Annotated in this window: 16 protein-coding genes and 1 tRNA gene; 8 read left to right on the forward strand and 9 right to left on the reverse strand. The window is 62.1% G+C overall.

All coding sequences use genetic code 11. The features are described from left to right. From JP75_RS07100 to JP75_RS07130, 7 genes are all read right to left on the reverse strand, one after another. Positions 1–1,047: cysteine synthase A (locus tag JP75_RS07100; RefSeq protein WP_051960454.1), on the reverse strand; the 1,047-nt coding region annotated here is incomplete at its 3' end. Positions 1,048–1,198: 151 nt separating this feature from the next. Further along, on the reverse strand, positions 1,199–2,611 hold the full coding sequence (locus JP75_RS07105; RefSeq protein WP_035081037.1) for a cryptochrome/photolyase family protein: 1,413 nt from the start codon (positions 2,609–2,611) through the stop codon (positions 1,199–1,201). A gap of 49 nt (positions 2,612–2,660) precedes the next feature. Beyond that, positions 2,661–3,125, reverse strand: a complete 465-nt coding sequence (locus JP75_RS07110; protein ID WP_035081039.1) for an SRPBCC family protein — start codon at positions 3,123–3,125, stop codon at positions 2,661–2,663. Beyond that, entirely contained in the window at positions 3,122–4,351 is a 1,230-nt protein-coding gene (locus tag JP75_RS07115; RefSeq protein WP_051960455.1) for an MFS transporter, read from the reverse strand. Before JP75_RS07115 ends, JP75_RS07110 begins: the two co-directional genes overlap by 4 nt. A 470-nt stretch (positions 4,352–4,821) precedes the next feature. Beyond that, positions 4,822–4,897, reverse strand: a tRNA-Asn gene (locus tag JP75_RS07120). Positions 4,898–4,994: 97 nt separating this feature from the next. Continuing rightward, positions 4,995–5,594 (reverse strand): molybdenum cofactor guanylyltransferase, encoded by a 600-nt coding sequence (gene mobA / locus JP75_RS07125; RefSeq protein WP_035081044.1) that lies wholly within the window; start codon positions 5,592–5,594, stop codon positions 4,995–4,997. Continuing rightward, on the reverse strand, positions 5,591–6,787 hold the full coding sequence (locus tag JP75_RS07130) for a benzoate/H(+) symporter BenE family transporter (protein ID WP_201772911.1): 1,197 nt from the start codon (positions 6,785–6,787) through the stop codon (positions 5,591–5,593). Before JP75_RS07130 ends, mobA begins: the two co-directional genes overlap by 4 nt. A gap of 193 nt (positions 6,788–6,980) precedes the next feature. On the opposite strand from JP75_RS07130, the gene JP75_RS07135 reads away from it, so the two are divergent. The 7 genes from JP75_RS07135 (at position 6,981) to JP75_RS07165 (ending at position 15,162) form a co-directional block, all read left to right on the forward strand. Next, complete coding sequence (locus tag JP75_RS07135; RefSeq protein ID WP_051960456.1) at positions 6,981–7,862, forward strand: polysaccharide deacetylase family protein; 882 nt, start codon at positions 6,981–6,983, stop codon at positions 7,860–7,862. Positions 7,863–8,103: 241 nt separating this feature from the next. Beyond that, on the forward strand, positions 8,104–9,648 hold the full coding sequence (locus tag JP75_RS07140; RefSeq protein ID WP_035081046.1) for an ABC transporter substrate-binding protein: 1,545 nt from the start codon (positions 8,104–8,106) through the stop codon (positions 9,646–9,648). 3 nt (positions 9,649–9,651) lie between these two features. After that, on the forward strand, positions 9,652–10,602 hold the full coding sequence (locus JP75_RS07145) for an ABC transporter permease (RefSeq protein WP_035081047.1): 951 nt from the start codon (positions 9,652–9,654) through the stop codon (positions 10,600–10,602). Continuing rightward, entirely contained in the window at positions 10,599–12,539 is a 1,941-nt protein-coding gene (locus JP75_RS07150; RefSeq protein ID WP_051960457.1) for a dipeptide/oligopeptide/nickel ABC transporter permease/ATP-binding protein, read from the forward strand. The genes JP75_RS07145 and JP75_RS07150 overlap by 4 nt, the downstream gene beginning before the upstream one ends. Further along, positions 12,536–13,519: an ABC transporter ATP-binding protein gene (locus tag JP75_RS07155; RefSeq protein ID WP_035081050.1), complete on the forward strand. Its 984-nt coding sequence runs from the start codon at positions 12,536–12,538 to the stop codon at positions 13,517–13,519. Before JP75_RS07150 ends, JP75_RS07155 begins: the two co-directional genes overlap by 4 nt. Continuing rightward, positions 13,516–14,319, forward strand: a complete 804-nt coding sequence (locus JP75_RS07160) for a creatininase family protein (RefSeq protein ID WP_035081052.1) — start codon at positions 13,516–13,518, stop codon at positions 14,317–14,319. Before JP75_RS07155 ends, JP75_RS07160 begins: the two co-directional genes overlap by 4 nt. Positions 14,320–14,343: 24 nt before the next feature. Then, entirely contained in the window at positions 14,344–15,162 is an 819-nt protein-coding gene (locus tag JP75_RS07165; RefSeq protein WP_051960458.1) for a carbon-nitrogen hydrolase family protein, read from the forward strand. Between the two features lie 12 nt (positions 15,163–15,174). On the opposite strand, the gene JP75_RS07170 is transcribed toward JP75_RS07165, so the two are convergent. Continuing rightward, entirely contained in the window at positions 15,175–16,086 is a 912-nt protein-coding gene (locus JP75_RS07170) for a LysR family transcriptional regulator (RefSeq protein ID WP_035081054.1), read from the reverse strand. 271 nt (positions 16,087–16,357) lie between these two features. Here JP75_RS07170 and JP75_RS07175 point away from each other — a divergent pair, with 271 nt between their 5' ends. Beyond that, positions 16,358–17,215 (forward strand): NmrA family NAD(P)-binding protein, encoded by an 858-nt coding sequence (locus tag JP75_RS07175; RefSeq protein WP_035081056.1) that lies wholly within the window; start codon positions 16,358–16,360, stop codon positions 17,213–17,215. 25 nt (positions 17,216–17,240) lie between these two features. Here the strand turns inward: JP75_RS07175 and JP75_RS25175 are convergent, their stop codons facing one another. Continuing rightward, a complete protein-coding gene (locus JP75_RS25175) occupies positions 17,241–17,840 on the reverse strand; it encodes a TetR/AcrR family transcriptional regulator (protein ID WP_051960459.1) in 600 nt (199 codons plus the stop codon). Positions 17,841–17,905: the final 65 nt, after the last annotated feature.

Raw genomic sequence — 17,905 nt, forward strand, 5'->3', positions numbered from 1 at the left:
GGCCGGCTCTGCCTCGATGATGTCCGAAATGTCGATCGGCGCGCGGTCTTCCATCCAGGCGGGGACCGGCAGGTCCTTGGAGCGCAGGAATTCGGGATTGAAGATCTTGCTGGCGTAGCGGTTGCCGTAGTCGCAGAGCACGGTGACGATGGTCTTGCCCGGCCCGAGATCGCGCGCCATGCGTACCGCGCCGGCAATGTTGATCGCGCTAGAGCCACCGAGGCACAGGCCTTCATATTCGAGCAGGTCGAAAATATAGGGCAGGGCCTCGGCGTCGGAGATGCGATAGGGCAGGTCGACCTTGAGCCCTTCGAGATTGGCCGTGATGCGCCCCTGGCCGATGCCTTCGGTGATCGAATTGCCTTCGGATTTCAACGTGCCATTGGCGTAATATTCGTAAAGCGCGGCGCCTTCGGGATCGGCAAGGCCGATCTTGATATCGGGATTGCGCGAGCGCAGCGCTTCAGCCACACCCGCCAGAGTGCCGCCCGAGCCGACGGCAGTAATAAAGCCGTCGATCCGGCCATTGGTCTGGTGCCAGATTTCAGGGCCCGTGGTTTCGATATGGGCGCGCTTGTTCGAGACATTGTCGAACTGGTTGGCCCAGACTGCACCCTCGGGCAGTTCGCGATTGAGCTTTTCCGCCAGGCGCCCCGAAATCTTGATGTAATTATTGGGGTTCTTGTAGGGCTTTGCCGGCACTTCGATCAGTTGTGCCCCATAGAGCCGAAGGGCGTCCTTCTTTTCCTGGCTCTGCGTCTCGGGAATGACGATCACCGACTTGAAGCCCAGCGAGTTTGCCACCAGCGTCAGGCCGATGCCCGTATTGCCGGCGGTGCCCTCGACAATCGTCCCGCCCGGCTTCAGCGCGCCCGATTTCACCAGATCATGGATGATGAACAGCGCCGCACGGTCTTTTACCGACTGGCCCGGATTGAGAAATTCGGCCTTGCCCCAGATTTCGCATCCCGTCAGCGCCGATACCCGGTTGAGGCGGATAAGCGGCGTATTGCCGATGGCGGAAATGAGGTCTTCGTGCTTGGCCATGATCGTCCGGGACTCTTGTTGCTAAGCCATCAAGGTATGGGCCCCACCCGTCACGAACAAGTGTCAAACACCGGCAATGGCACGACTTTCCGGTCTGCGGCCATGCAACGAAACCCCCGGCTGGCAGAGCCGAAAAAGGCGGTTTCTTTTTCTAAAGCTCTCCTTGCCGATCCAGCGCGCGCTGCCGGGATGTCTTGAGATCGACCAGGGGGCGCGGATAAGTCTTGCCGATGGAGACGCCGGCCTCCTGCAACACGGAATCCGGGGCGCTGGACGGGTCGTGCACCCATTTGTCCGGCAGGTCTTTCAGTTCCGGCACCCATTTGCGGACATAGTCGCCGGCCGCATCGAAGCGTTCGCCCTGGGTAATGGGATTGAAAATCCGAAAATAGGGCGCCGCATCGAGCCCGCAGCCGGCCACCCATTGCCAGCTCGCCGGATTGTTGGCGACGTCCCCATCGACGAGGCAATCCCAGAACCAGCGCTCGCCATGGCGCCAGTCGATAAGCAGATTCTTCGTGAGAAGAGATGCGGCCAACATACGGACGCGATTGTGCATATAGCCGGTCTGCCACAGTTCGCGCATGCCGGCGTCAACGATCGGAATGCCCGTCCGGCCCTGCTGCCACGCCGCCTCGGCCTCGGCGTCGCTATGCCAGCGCATCCCCTCATATTTCTCCTGCATCGGGACTGTGGCTATGTCCCGGCGATGATAGAGCTGGTGGTAGCTGAAGTCGCGCCAGGCCAATTCGGAGAGGAATTTTTCGGCGTGGGGCCTGACTTCCGGCTCTGCTTCCATCCGCGCCTGAGTGGCGTACCAAACCTGCCGCGCCGTGATCTCGCCAAAGCGCAGATGCGGCGAAAGCCGCGATGTCATATCGCGCCCCGGAAAGTCACGCCCCTCGGGATAATCTTCGAGCCGCTCATCAAGAAAGTCATGCAGCGCCTTTTGAGCTGCCGCTTCGCCGATCGCCCATTGCCCTTCGAACTTCCGCGACCACTTTGGTGCGCCATAGTCGCGGTCGTAGCCCCTGGCGGTGAGAGCCTCGCCGAGTTTGCGTGGCGCCGGAAGCGGTTGCTCGATCCGAAAATCCCTCAGCGTCTTCCAGAAGGGCGAAAAGACCGAGTAGGGTTTGCCTTGGCCGGTGGCGATCGTCCAGGGCTCGGCCAGCATGTTCCCGATATGAGATGCAACGCTGAGCCCGCGCTCGCGCAGGTCGCTCTTGATCTGCTGGTCGACGTCCCGTTCGCCGGGGGCATAGCGCCTGTTCCAATGAACCGACTGCACGCCTTCCTCGGCAATGGCCTTGTCGAGCACTTCTGCCGCCGTGCCGCAGCGCACGATCAGCAAAATGCATTTTTGTCCAAGCGCCTGACCCAGCGATTCCAGACTCTGGTTCAGCCACCAGCGCGCCGCGCCACCGGGCGCGCGCACGCCTTCGTCGGTCTCGTGGATATAGAGAGCGACAATCCTGCCGCCATCCGCAGCGGCGGCCAGCAGGGCAGGGTTGTCGCTGAGGCGCAAATCATTGCGCAGCCAGACAAGACTTGTCGGTTGGTCCACGGGTCTGCTCCGATGCTTTCCGCCACTACGAGCGGCAGCGGCGATCGGTTCAGTCCAGAACCTCTTCCATCACCTCGGCCAGTTGCTCGAGCGCCGAGCTCCAGGCCTCCATGGAGAAAATGCGCGTCTGCGGATCGGCATGCGGCAGGCCGCGCTCAATCAGCGTGATTTCGGTATTGTCGTCGTCGATGGCGCGGAAGGAGATATCGAGCACGAAGAGCAGTTCTTCGTCATTCTCCTCGTCCCGATGGATCCAGGACATTACCAGCTTCTGGTCCTCGACATATTCGAGGATTTCGCCGGTTACCTCATGGTCGGCATCATCGTCTTCATCGGCATAGGTGACGAAGCGGTATTCGCCACCCTTGACGGCGTCGAATTCTGCCTCATCGACCTGCCATTGTTCGATCAGGGCCGGATCGGTCCAGGCGGAGAAGACATCGCTCACATTGGCGCCGATTTTTCGCGTGAGCGTGATCTGGCTTTCGTTGTCGAGATCGATGTTGTCGCTCATGCCAGCTTCTCCTTCGCTTCGGGGTGCAGTTCGGCAGTTCTCGGCAGGAAGATAGTAAGAATACCAAGAACAGGCAGGAAGGCGCAAATCTGGAACACTGGAATAATGCCAATCCAGTCGGCCAGCGCCCCCATGGCGGCCGCACCAAGGGCGCCGATACCAAAGGCAAAGCCGAAGACGAAGCCGGCAATCATGCCGACCTTACCCGGCACCAGTTCCTGAGCATAAACCACCATGGCCGAGAAGGCCGACGAGAGAACGAGGCCCGTCATGACGCTCATGGCGGCAGTGCCGTAGAGATCGAGATAGGGCAGCAGCAGCGTAAAGGGCAGGGCGCCGAGGATCGAAACCCAGATCACCGAGAGACGGCCATAACGGTCGCCGATCGGCCCACCGATAAACGTGCCCGCAGCCACCGAGCCGAGGAACAGGAAGAGATAGAGCTGCGCTTCCGGCGCCGACAAACTGAACTTTTCCATGAGGAAAAAGGCGTAATAGCTTTTAAGGCCTTCGATATAGATGAACTTGCTAAGCAGCAGCGCACCGATGACAACGAAGGCGACGATAAGCCGATTGCGCGACAGCGCCGGCTTCTTGTGCATCACGGCGGGGCGCGTTGCCGCCTGCCGCTGGTGCTCCACGAACCACCGGCCGACATAGGTGAGCAGCGCAATACCGGCAAAGCCGGCTATCAGGAACCATGCGGTGGTCTGCTGGCCCATGGGAATGAGGATGAGCGCCGCGGCCAACGGGCCAAAAGCGGTGCCGAGATTGCCCCCGACCTGGAATAGCGATTGGGCAAAGCCAAGCTTGCCGCCCGAAGCCATGCGCGCCACGCGCGACGCTTCCGGATGGAACAGCGCCGAACCCGTGCCCATCACCACAGCGGCGACAAAGAGCCAGGTAAAGCCATTGGCAAAGGCGAGGCCCAACACGCCGATGGTAACGATGGTGAGCGAGAGGGCGAGGCTATAGGGATTGGGCCGGAGATCACCGCGCAGCCCGAAGATCGGCTGCAGGAAGCAGGCGGTGATCTGCTGGCCGAGGGTAAGCAGGCCGATCTGCAGATAATTGAGCCCGTAATTGTCCTTGAGCAGCGGATAGAGCGCCGGTAGCAGAAACTGCAACAGGTCATTGAGGAGATGCGCCCCGCTAACGGCAAAGATGATGGTCAGGGCGGTTTGGTGGCCCGCCGTTGCGGCAGGGCTGCTCGTTTGCGTAGTCATGAGAGGCAATCCAGGAGGGAAGCCCGTCCTACTCCTCCAAACCGAGGGCAGCAACCTTTGCGAGCCAAATTGCGCAAAATTTGTGCATGTCATGTCTCCTCCGAAATTTGGCCATGGCAAAATCCCGGTCGGCACAGGTGCCACCGGATTGGACGGACCCCGGAGCGGCATTCGCCTCGAAGTTTTAGTTTAGTGAAGCGGATACCGCTCCGGAGTGCCCTCTTTTCGGGCGGGAACTATCGGCGACCTTTGATCGCTCGTCGCAGGCGGCCAGCCCCGAACGTGCATGGGAGACGATCCCCTGCCGGGCCCCCTCGCTACTGTCGTCTGCAGACCGTCCGTGCGAGGTTGGACGGCGAGAGAATAGCGCAGGTTTTTATGGCGGGGATAAAGTGAATAACTCTGCCATCCCGAAGGATGCCCGGAGAAAATCACGATGTATGGAGGATGCGGGTCTCAAAAGACCCGAATGGCTCCGCGAGCTGGACTCGAACCAGCGACCATTCGATTAACAGTCGAACGCTCTACCAACTGAGCTATCGCGGAACACTTCGGTATGGCCCTCGGCGTCGAAGGCGAGGTCCGTGTACCCAAACCGATCTGGTTTGCCAAGCCCTTATTGCGGAGCCTGTGAATAAATGTGTCATCTATCCCCGTGAAGCGCCCGGCGTTGCAGGGCGATCAGGTCGTCGAGCCTATTGATGTTAGAAAAAGGGTCGATCGTCGACTCTGCGGTCCAATCCACTGGTGTCGCTCCCAATTTGCGCAGAATCGCCTTTGGTCCGTCGGATTCGCCTGCATCTTCAAGGGCATCGCGCAGCGCGTTGAGTCGCCATGCGCTGTTCGTGGGATAGATATTTTCGCCCCAGGCGGCATAGGCCGCCCCGGCCTCCGCCACGGCGTGTTTCAGTCGCGCCACATAGTTCCGCGGTAAAAAGGGCGTATCGACGGCCACCGAGACGAGCACATCTTCGGGCTCTGCTCGCATTTCGAGATAGCGAACGGCGGTCCTGATGCCGGCCAGCGGCCCCAGTCGCGTCGTGCTTTCGTCGCGAATGCAGGTGTACGACCCAAGTGTGTCGTCCTGGCCCGAGGCGATCAGTAACTCGGATACGTCGGGCGCAATGGCCCTGGCTACTCGCTCCAGCAATGGCACACCGCCGATTCTGAGATCGGCTTTTCTCACCCCGCCAAGGCGCGAGCCTTCGCCACCGGCCAATATCAGGCCGAAGACCTCTCTCATTTTCCCGCAGGCTGGCGCAGCAGCAGCAAGAGCACGATGCCGCCAACAAGCCCCCAGAACGGCGCGCCAATGCCGAAAATGGTGATTCCCGATGCCGTGGCCACAAAGGTGAGAATCGCCGGCAATCGCGCTTCCTCCTGAGCTAGCGCGCCGGAAAGGGCCGAAGCGAGACTGGAGAGCAAAGCAAGGCCAGCGACCGCCTGAATGAGGATGGGCGGGGAGGCAGCGATGAAGGCGGCCGCAAGGCTCGCCGCAAGACCGAGCATTATATAGACGCCGCCGGCCGCGACGGGCGCCGGCCAGCGCTTCTTCGGATCTGGATGTGCCTCGGGTCCGGCGCAGATCGCGGCGGTGATGGCAGCGAGATTTATCGTATGTCCGCCAAACAGCGCCGTCAGACCGCTGGCTATGCCGGTCATCACGAAAATCGGGGCAGGGGAAAGCGTATAGCCATTCGCCTTCATCACCGCGATCCCCGGCAGATTCTGCGAGGCCATGGTGACCACATAGAGCGGCAGGCCGATCCGCACGATGGCGTCCCAGGTGAATACCGGCATCACCGGCAGCAGGGTAGGCCAGGTGCCATCGAGCGCGCCTTCGGGCAGGTGCGTTGTCAGTGCCAGCACGATCCCCGTCACCACCACGGCGATCGGCACCGCATAGCGCCGCGCAAAGCGCAATCCGAGCATCCAGGCGAAGAGAATTGGCGCGGCGAGCAAAGGCGCCTCGGCCAATGCCGTAACCGGCGCAAGGCACAGCGTCAGCAGCATGCCGGCCAGCATGGCATTGGCAATGGCGGCGGGAATGGCAGCGATCAGCCGTGCCAACGGCTTGAACAATCCGGTCAAGACGACCAGCGCGGCCGTCACGAGAAAAGCGCCGGCCACGGCCGGAAAGCCACCAACCGGCTCGCCAACCGTGAGCAGAAAGGCGACGCCCGGCGTGGTCCAGGCAAAGCTGATCGGCACTTTTGCGCGGAACGCCACGACGATATTGAGCACGCCGAGCGCAAGGCAGACCGAAAAGAGGCCCGAACCGGCCTGCTGCGGCGAAGCGCCCGCCGCAGTCAGCGCCGCGAGGACAAGCGTAAAAGTGCTGGCATAGCCGACTATGGCCGCGAGCGTGCCCGCCATGATGGGCTGCAAGAATTCCCTGCGCCCGGTCGGCGCGGCGGCCTCGATGCCCCCATGCATGGCGATTCCCCTCAGAAAGACAGAGGCACGCTAACGTTTTTTCGGGTCGGGTCTACCCGTTTCCCCTTTGTCTGGAGGGGCATGGCGAGACTAACCCTCTGATCGGTAAGCTCTTCTTAAGTTTTCGCGAGGGGAAAATTAACCATAATCGCAAATTCTCGCGCTCAGATTCATGTGATGTTGAGTGCTCATCGTGTTGCCCTCCCGCCTTCTGCTCTGCCTTCTGGTGTCCGGCATCATGCTGGGCGGCTGTGCCAAGCCGGTAAACCCGCAAGCGCGTCTCACGGCGACCCCGGCCATCGACACGATGAAGACCTCCGCCATCGCTGTTCCGGCAGTGCTCAAGATGGAGCAGCCGCTGCCGGACGAAGTGTTTGCGCCGCGCAATATCGGGGGCCGCACGCTCGCCGTCTCGACCACGGCCGATATCATTCTGAAGCCCGGCGAAGTTGTCCTCACCTTCGATGACGGCCCGCGCGCCGGCAAGACCGAGGCCATTCTCTCCACTTTGTCCGACTATGGCGTGAAAGCCACCTTCCTCATGCTCGGCTCTTCCGCCGCTGCCAATCCGCGTCTGGCGCAACGCGTCGCCATTGCCGGCCATACCGTGGGCAGCCACACCTATGGCCACGTCAATCTAGCCGATCTGACGCGCCAAGAGGCGATCGAGGAAATCGTGAAAGGTGAGGAGGCTGTTTCGGCGGCACTGGCCGGCGGCGGCCAAAAACTCTCGCCCTTCTTCCGCTTTCCCTATCTTTCCCAGACCGGCTTCCTGCGCACCGGCCTCATCCAGAGCGGTGCGGTGGTGCTCGATGTCGATATCGACAGCAAGGACTATTTCAAGGACACCCCGGCCGCGGTGGCCACCCGCACGCTGAGCCGCCTCGAAGCCCGCGGCAGCGGCATCATCCTCTTCCACGACATCCATCAGCGCACGGTCGACATGCTGCCGATCTTCCTCGACCAACTCGCCCGCCGCGGCTACAGCGTCGTCCGCCTCGTGCCGCGCGACAACTCGATCTTCGGCCGCGACCTCATCACCGCCGGCTTTGCGGAAGACGGCGCCGTCCTCTGAGCTAGTTGCGCTGCTGGGGCTTTATCGCGATGATTTTCTTCGCGTCTCCGACACTGTTTCGGGAGAGCGAAACCGCTAAGTCGGCATCCCTGGAAAGGCCGGAATTGGCCCTTCCAACGGGGCGAATTCAAAGTCCCTAATGCCCGCCAAAGTATTTTAAATTTGCCGCTCCGGCCCTCGCGTCCGACAATCACCTACGAACAAGCAAGGCAAAAAAGCCTGCAATTCGGAGGAGATACTCATGTCGAGGCTTCACGCCCTCACACTGTCCCGTCGTGCCTTTTTGGCAGCAGCGGGCGCCGGCATCGTGGCGACGCAACTGCCGGGCTCGGTCCTTGCCCAGGCCGATTCCGGCGTTCTGCGCTATGCGCTTTCCGCCTTCCCGCCGAGCCTCAGCCCCTGGCTGAATAGCGGCGCTGCCGCGTCGACGGTGAAGACGCTGATCATGCGTGGCCTGCTCGGCTACGACACCGACGGCCAACTGATCGGCGAGATCGCCGAAAGCTGGAGCTCGGTCGATCCGGTCACCTATGAATTCAAGCTCCGCGGCAATGCCGTGTTCAGCAACGGCAGCCCGGTGCGTGCCCAGGATGTCATCTGGACCATCGACCAAATCCGGGCCGCTGAATCGACTGCTTATCTGCGTACCACCCTGAACCAGGTCGACAGCATGGAGGCGATCGATGACCACACGGTTCGTCTGACCCTGACCAAGCCCAATGCTGCACTGCCCTTCGCTCTCGCCAGCCCGAACGCGGCCATTCTAGCCGAAGGCAGCACCGAAGACGCACCGATCGCCTGCGGTCCCTTCCGCCTGGCCCAGCAGGAGCGCGGTGTTTTCATCGAAGTCGAGCGCAATCCCGACTACTACAAGGACGGCTCGCCGCATGTCGAAAAGATCCGGCTGACTGCCTATGCCGACGAGAACCTGCGCATGGCGGCTTTGGAATCGGGCGATGTCGACATCATCGAATATGTGCCCTGGTCGGCCTATTCCCGCTTCGAAAACAGCGACCGCATGAAGCTGTCGGGTTCCCTCGGGCCCTTCCACGTCGTCCTGTTCAACACGACCAAGGCGCCGTTCGACAATCCGCTGGTGCGGCAGGCCATCGGTTATGCCATCAAGCGCGAAGACATCGTCGCAGCCGCCTTCGCCGGCCAGGGCCAGCCGCTCTATGGCTTCCCCAATCCTCCCGGCTCGGCCTACGAGGCATCCACGCCCGAAAACAGCTATACCTACGATCCCGAGAAGGCCAAGGCGCTGCTCGCCGAGGCCGGCTATCCCAACGGCTTTAGCTGCACGCTGCTCGCCACCTCCACCTATGGCATGCTCCAGGATACGGCGGTGGTGGTAGCAGCCTATCTCCAGGCCGTCGGCATCAATGCCGAGCTCAAACTTCCAGAATGGGCGAGCCGCATCACTGCCGGCAATGAAGGCCAATATGACATGGCCATCCACGGCACGGTGGGCGAATACAACGATCCGGACTCGCTCTATTCCCTTCTCCACTCGTCGGTGAAGACGTTTCAGAACTCGTTCGGTTTTGCCAGCGAGCGCATCGATAGCCTTCTCGAACAGGGCCGGGGCGAACTTGATCCCACCAAGCGCGAGGAAATCTACAAGCAACTGGCCCAGGCCTATTTTGAGGAAGTGCCGCAAGCCCCGCTGGTCTGGCGGGTTCAGTCCTTCGGCCTTGGCAGCAATGTTGAAGGCTTCCAGTGTCTGCCCGGCTTCCTCGGGGTAACGAGCACGGCCATCCTGCTCGATCAGGCCAGGTTCGTCTGACCCATGGCCCGGTCCGTGATCTCCCGGCTGGCGTCGGCCCTGACCATGCTTTTCGTGGTCGCGACGTTGGTCTTTGCCATCCAGGTCGTCATCCCGGGCGACCCAGCCGAGCTCTTGCTGAGCTCGGCTGGGAGTACCCCGACACGAGAGAATATCGAGGCCCTGCGCGTCGAGATGGGCCTCGATCGACCGCTCGCCCAGCAATATGCCGAGTTCCTGTGGGGCGCGGTTCGCCTCGATTTCGGTTCTTCGCTTATCGACAATTCGTCGATTGGCCAAACCATTGCGGCCAGACTCCCGCGCACCCTCGAACTGATCGCCGTAGCGATGACCATCGCTGTCGCCGTGGCAGTGCCATTCGGCACCCAGGCCGCATTGCGCGTCGGCGGGCGTCTCGATACGGCAGGGTCCGGGGTGTCGGCGATATTTGCGGCCGTCCCGGTCTTCGTCATCGGCACATTGCTGATCCTTCTCTTCGCGCAGACGCTCAAGCTCACGCCTGCTGGCGGCTACGCCGATTTTGTCACTGCGCCCATGCAGCACCTGACAAATCTCATCCTCCCCGCAGTCACGGTCGCCATGAGCATTTTCCCGATCATCTTCCGCATGACGCGCTCGTCGGTACTCGACAGCCTTTCCAATGAATGGGTGCGCACCGCGCTGGCCAAGGGCCTGCCACGGCGGGCTGTGGTCCGTCGGCATGTCCTGCGCAATGCGCTAGGCCCCGTCGTCACCGTCATCGGCCTGCAATTGGGCATTCTGCTGGGCTCCACCGTGCTGGTCGAGTTCGTTTTCAACTGGCCGGGATTGAGCGGCTATCTCGTCACCGCCGTCGAGCAGCGCGACTACCCCACCGTTCGAGCCATTATTCTCGTCGTGGCCGCGCTCTTCATCTTCATCAACCTGCTCATCGAACTCCTGCAGATGAAGCTCGATCCCAGGGTGCAGCTATGACCATGACCTCTGCCTCCGTCAGCCCTGCTTCATCTTCGCGCCTGCAACTGCCGCGCATTCATCCAAGGTTGCGCCTGCCGCTGATCCTGGTGGCCGTGGTTCTCGTCGCGCCGTTCGCGGTGCCGCCACTGCTGGGCATCGACCCCAATGCCATGTCGGTCATGGAGCGTTTTGCCGGCCCCTCGCTGAACCATCCTCTCGGGCTCGACGAATTCGGCCGCGACCGCCTGGCGCGCGTTCTCATCGGCGCCCAGGCATCGTTGCGCGTCGCAGTCATCTCCGCTCTGATTTCGTGCACCATCGGCAGCCTGATTGGCCTCTTCGGCGCTTATTTCCGCGGCTTCGCCGGGTTTCTCTCGACCAAGACGGCCGATGTCGTCCTCTGTTTTCCGCCCATCCTGCTGGCGCTTTTGGTGGTCACCCTCATGGGACCGGGTACCAAAACGCTGATCTGGGTGCTCTCGATCATCTATTTCCCGGCCTTTGCGCGCATCGTCTATCTCGAAGCATCCCGCGTCAGCCAGCTCGACTATGTCATTGCCGCCGAAGCGCTCGGCGCACGGCCGCGTCGCGTGATGTTCCGCACGATCCTGCCCAATATTTCGGGCCCGATCATCGTGCAGTTCTCGTTGACCACGGCGGCCGCCATCATCACCGAAAGCGGCCTCTCCTATCTCGGGCTCGGTGTCGTGCCGCCCGATCCGTCCTGGGGCCAGATGATCCGCGGCGCTCGCGCCTATATGGAGCAGGATCCGCTCGGGATCGTCATTCCCTGCGTGGCCATCTCGCTCACGATCTATGGCGTCAACCTCTTGACCGACCGCCTGCGCGATGTTCTCGACCCCAAGGGCCTGAGCGGCGGCATTCCGATCCTCTCGCCGCGCCGCCGCAAGACACCGGCCGCTACCGTCCCCGCTACGCTCGAGGCCGATACCGTGTTGCGTATCGATAATCTCGATGTGACGACCAATCGCAATGGCGTCGCCATCAAGCTGATCGAGGACGTCAACCTGCGGGTCCGTCGTGGCCGCTGCACCGCCCTCGTGGGCGAGAGCGGCTCGGGCAAGTCGCTCACGGCCTCCTCGGTCATGGGGTTGCTGCCACGCGGCGTGACCGTCACTTCCGGAGACATCATGCTGCGGGGACAGCATGGGCAAGCCATCCAGGTCACGACGCTCTCCGGTGAAGGTCTAGAAGCCATCCGCGGCCGCGATGCAGCGATGATCTTCCAGGAACCAATGACCGCACTCAATCCAGTCTACAAGGTCGGCGACCAGTTGATCGAGGCGGCAAAGGTGCATCGTCCGGTATCTGCGAACCAGGCCCGCGATGAGGGCATAGCCTTCCTCAAGCGCGTGGGCGTCAACGATCCCGAGCGCCGCTTCGACAGCTTCCCCCATATGCTTTCGGGCGGTCTGCGGCAGCGCGTCATGATCGCCATGGCCCTGTCGATGGAGCCCGGTCTGCTGCTTGCCGACGAGCCTACGACGGCACTTGATGTGACGGTACAGGCAGAAATTATCGACCTGCTCATCGCACTAAAGGCTTCTGCCGGGGCGCCAGGGATACTTTTTATCAGCCACGATCTGGGCGTTGTTGCCCAACTCGCCGACGAGATCGCCGTCATGTATGCCGGCCGCGTCGTTGAGCAGGGACCGGCGGCAACGGTGCTGGGCAATGCCCGCCATCCCTATACGCGCGCCTTGTTGCAGAGCATGCCGGCCGCGCATGAGGAGCTGCATGCCAGCCGCAGCGACACGCTGCCCTCCATCGGTGGCACGCCGCCCCTGCCTCATGAGCGCCCGGCGGGCTGCGCCTTCCGCGATCGCTGTCCCCACGCCGTGCCCGTCTGCGCGGATGAACGGCCGGACCTGACCGCCGTCGATGGCCCCGCTCACCTGGCAGCCTGCCACCTCGCTACGGGACGTGCCGCATGATCGAGCAACATAATCTTCTCGAAGTCGAAAAACTCAGCCTGGGCTTCGGCGGCAGCAACGGTCTTTTCCGCACCAAGCCGGCCATGGTTCTGCGCGACGTCAACTTCACCATCGGGCAGGGCGAAATCGTCGGGCTCGTCGGCGAAAGCGGATCGGGCAAGAGCACGATCGGCAAGGCGGTGCTCAAGCTGCTCAAGGCGCAGGAAGGCCGGGTTCGGTTCGACGGCATGGATATCAGTGATCTCAGCGAGCGCCAGATGCGTCCGCTGCGGCGCGAAATGCAGATCATCTTCCAGGACCCCTATTCGAGCCTCGATCCTCGCCAGACGGTGCGGAACATCCTCTCAGATGCGCTCGACATCCACCATCTGCATATGGGTTCGTCCCGCGAGGCGCGGCTGGTGGAGCTGCTCGACATGGTCGGCCTGCGCCGGGAATTCCTCGACCGCTATCCGCACGAGTTTTCCGGCGGCCAGCGCCAGCGCATCGGCATTGCCCGCGCCATGTCGGTCGAACCGCGCCTGATCGTAGCCGACGAGGCCGTGTCGGCGCTCGACGTTTCAATCCAGGCCCAGGTTATCAACCTCATTGCGCGCCTACGCGAACAGACCGGTGTTTCGGTGCTGTTCATCAGCCATGACCTGTCGGTCGTGCGGTTCATTTCCGACCGCATCATCGTGCTCTACCTCGGCAAGATCATGGAAGTTGGGCCGGCCGATCTGGTCCACCATGCCCCGCTCCACCCCTATTCCAAGGCGCTCGTCTCTGCTGAGCCGCGCCTTGACCAGAAATCCTCACGGATACGTCTGAGGGGGGACATTCCCTCTCCTCTCAGGCCGCCGTCCGGATGCGTCTTCCGCACGCGCTGTCCCTTCGCTCTTCCGGCCTGTGCCGAACGAGTGCCGGAACTGCGGGAAGTCGCTCCGGGACGGAGCAAAGCCTGCATCAGGGACGATATTGATATGGAAACTGCCTCATGAAGACCGAACTCGCTCAACTCACCAGCCAGGAAGGCCGCCAGCTCCTCACCGACGATGCGGTGATCCTCATTCCCATGGGGTCGCTCGAGGATCAGGGCGTCCATGCGCCGATGGGTGACTATCTTGCTGCCAAGCTGATTGCCGACCGGATTGCCGCAGCAGCGACGGCCGAGGGCACGCCGACCTTTACCGCGCCGGTCATTCCCTTTGGTGCCGAGGACTATTTCGGTCTGACCCATGGCGGCATCGCCCTGCGCTCCAGCACCCTGCGCGCGCTGATGGACGACATGATCGGCTCCCTGCATCGCCGCGGCCTCAAGCGCATCGTGCTCATCAACGGCCATGGCGGCAATGTTCCAGTCATCACCGAACTGGCGCTGAAGTGGCGGCGCGACGAGGGCATGTTCATCACCTCGCTTTATCTCTGGCAGATGGCCTATGGCATCCTGCGCAAGGAACTGGGGGATGCCGAAGCCGGGCGGGCCAGTGGCCATGGCGCCGACCCGCTAACCTCTGTCGGGCTCTACCTCTATCCCGAAATCCTGCGCATGGACCTCGCCAAGGGGCCGCCGACCAACCCCATGCTGAAGGGCCTCAAGATCCAGCAATATGGCTATCTCGAATATGAGGGCTCGCCGGTGCAGGCGCCCATCGAGGCGGCCGAATGCGGACCGGACGGCATTTGGGGCGGCGATCCCAAGTACAGCTCGCCCGAACGCGGCAAGATGCTGGTCGACCGCCTTACCGCACTGGGCGCCGGCTATATCCGCGAACATGTCAGCACGAACTTTGCCGCCTGATCGGCGTGACGCCAAGGATAGAAAATGAAGAAGATCACCGTAATCCAGATCAATTCGCGCGATGACAAGGCAGCAAACCTTGCCAAGCTCGAAACCCTGATCCGCGCAGCGCACCAGGCCGATCACGCCGACTATATCCTCACCCCCGAACACAGCTTCTGCATGACCGCCGACAAGGCGACCATGCACGCTGCCGCCGAGACTCTGGAAGACGGCGAAGGATTGCGCCGCATGGCGGACCTGGCGCGCGAACTGAACACCACGATCCACATCGGCAGCATCCTCACCAAGCGCGATGGTCGCTACTACAATACTTCGGTGGTGATCGGTCCCGATGGCAATCAGTTGGCCAGCTACGACAAGATGCACCGCTATGACGTCGATCTGCCAAGCGGTCTGTCATATCGGGAATCCGACACCAACGATGCCGGTGACGCCGCCGTGACCTACGATCACAACGGCATCAGCGTAGGCATGTCCGTCTGCTACGATGTGCGCTTCGGCGCGCTCTATCTCGCGCTGGCCGCGCGCGGCGCCCAAGTGATCACCATTCCGGCTGCCTTCACCTTCGAGACTGGCGCGGCACACTGGGATACGCTGGTTCGCGCACGCGCCATCGAGACGCAATGCTATGTCGCGGCAGCCGGCCAGGTGGGCAGCTTCCCTGCACCGGGTGGCGATCGTGCCAATTTCGGCAACTCTCAGATTGTCGATCCCTGGGGCAAGGTGCTTGCCCGCTGCAGCGACGTCGAAGGCTGGGCTTCGGCCTCGATCGACCAGGCCTATCAGAGCCGTGTCCGGCAAAACCTCCCGGTTGCCAGGCACCGCCGCGCCATTGCCTGAGGCAGGCGCGTTTTAGGCTGGTAGGAATGTGGCGTAGGTCGGGTGCTGTTCGCACCAGTCCTGCGCCACATCCGCTGCGATGCCATAGATCTCGCGCGCCATTTTGCGGCGCGAGGCGTTCATGTAGTAGCAACGGATTTCCATCAGCGGCAGCGGCACGGACGTGTTCAGGGGGCGGACATCGCCCTCGGCAATCGCCCGGGTGAATGGTGCAAGCACCAGCGGCGCCACACCAAAGCCGCGATAGACCATCTGCGCAGCCGTGGAGAGGGTGGCCGCCGTATCCTCCAGGTGGTCCAGTGCTCGAACTTCGGCTACGGCTTCGAGCCTTGGGGCCGCTTGCGAGGCGTCGCGCGGGTAAAAGACCAGGGGCAGACGGGCCAGTGCCTGCGCATCGAGCGGTTCGCTGTCGTCGATATCGAGTTTTGTACTGGCTACCCAGCCCATGACGGCCCGCATGGCAAAGCTTTGCGGCACGGGGTCGCTGCTGACGGTCGCGGTGGCAAAAACCAGGTCGATGGTCTGCTCGGCGACGAGATTGCGCATGGCCGCATTACCCGTTACCCGAAACTCCACATTGGGATAGGCAGTCTTGACCTGACGGACGAATTCCTGGCCCCAGCTATAGAGCACGGGTTCGATGATACCGATGACGAACGCGCCGCGCTCGCGCTTGACCAGCGACTTCTGCATCCGCTCATAGAGCTGCATGAATTCGTCCGCGAATTCGGCAACTTCATAACCTCTTTCGGTGAGCACGACACCGGGTTGGTCGCGTTGCAGCAGGGGCGCGCCGAGTTCGGATTCGAGACTGCCTACACGGATCGATACGGCCGGCTGCGTCAGGTTGATCTGCTTGGCAACCCTTTGATAGCTGCCTAGCTTGGCCAACCAGTAGAACGCCTCCAACTGCTTGAAATTCACAACGTTTCTCCTCGAATCCCCTTCTGAGGGGATCTTGTATTCGCAGGGCAATATGCGCCCGCCGTATGACGACTTCGAGCAACTTGTCGCTACCGGTCTTTCCTTCGAATGGTGTCACCAAAGGCGTTCGCATACGCGAGGTCAATCTAGCCTTTTGGCGATGCAGCACCGGGTCGGATCGTCGCAACTGCCGGCGCGTTAGGGCTGATGCTGACGCAAATTGTCAGACGCAAGCCTTACCGAATTTGTCGGACCGATCGGAGGATAGCAGATGCACATTGTCATGGGAGCAAGCGGGAACGTTGGTGGCGCGGTGGCGGATGCGCTCTTGGCGAGAGGCGAGCCGGTAACCGTCCTCACCCGCAAGCCTGAAAGTGCAAACATCTGGCGCGACAAGGGTGCTTTAGTGTTGCAGGCGGATGCCGAGGACGTTGCATCGCTCAGGGCGGCCTTCCGGACGGGCAGACGAGCCTTCCTGCTCAATCCTCCCGCTGATCCCACAGGCGACACGGATAAGACGGAGCGACGGACAATCGCGAATATCCTGGCCGCGATCGATGGATCGGGACTGGAAAAGGTCGTCGCGGCCTCCACCTATGGCGCGCAGCCCGGCGAGAATATCGGCGATCTGTCAACGCTGTGGACATTGGAACAGGGGCTCAAGAACCAGCCCATCCCTGCCGCGATCAACCGTGGCGCCTACTACATGACCAATTGGACCGGCCTTGTTGAAAGCGTCCGACAGTCCGGCACGCTTTTGAGCATGTTTCCGGCTGATACGCTGATGCCGATGGTATCGCCCCGCGACCTGGGAGAGGCGGCCGCGGCACGGCTGGTCAGCCCTCTTGACGATGTCGGCATCGCCTATGTCGAGGGTCCTCATCGCTACACGCCGCAGGAGGTGGCTGATGCCTTCGCCGCTGCACTTGGCCAGGAAGTCGCCCTCAGCGTCGCGGCGCGCGACGAGTGGGAGGGCATATTCAAGAGTTTTGGCTTCTCCGATGCGGCGGCGCGCTCCTATACAAGGATGACGGCCGCAAGTCTCGACGACGGCTTCGCCACGCCGCAAGCGCCCCGACGCGGCGGGGTTTCGCTGGCTCAGTTCGTGTCCTCGGCCATAGCAAGCTGATCAGCACTAGCTAGGTCCCGAATTCTCACGAGCGACGGTCCACGCCGCGTGCCCCCGCAACCAGCACGGCAACGAACCGCTCGAGATCAGGTGCAAACACGTCCGGCGGCGGAGGGGGGAGTGTGTTTTTGAGGCTTTTGGCGCCGAGAAACAGATAGCGCGCGAGGGTTTCGGGCGTCATTCCATTGGCAAGTACCTGGCCATGGCGGCCCATCTCCTCGCCGATGCGCTCAGCCAGCGCCGCTTCGAAGCGGCGCCCATATTCCGCGGTGACCGCGCCGCAATGGCGATCATGCTCTTCGAGCAGCTCCACCGCATAGGGCGAGACCGCCAGCTTGCCCAGGATATGGCCGAACCGCGCCTGCAATCCCGCAACTGCGATGCTGGTCAAGCCCTCGTTCTCTTCCGCCGCTCCGTCCATCGCGGCGATTGCCGTGTCCAGCGCCCCGGCATGCAGCATCTCCGCCACGGCAGCAAAGAGCGCGTCCTTGCTCGCATAGTGCCGGTACAGCGCCTGGCGCGTAACGCCGACCGTTTCCGCCACCAGTTCCATGCTGGTCTGGCGGAATCCGTGATGGCTGAAAACGCCGAGGGCGGTGTCGAGAATGCGTGATTTGGCGCTCATAAGCGAATGTTGACAGAATATACGAATCTGTCAACTTGGAAACGAACCTTTCCTTTGTGCCCCAG

Source organism: Devosia riboflavina, assembly GCF_000743575.1.
In the GTDB taxonomy this organism is placed as follows: Bacteria; Pseudomonadota; Alphaproteobacteria; order Rhizobiales; family Devosiaceae; genus Devosia; species Devosia riboflavina.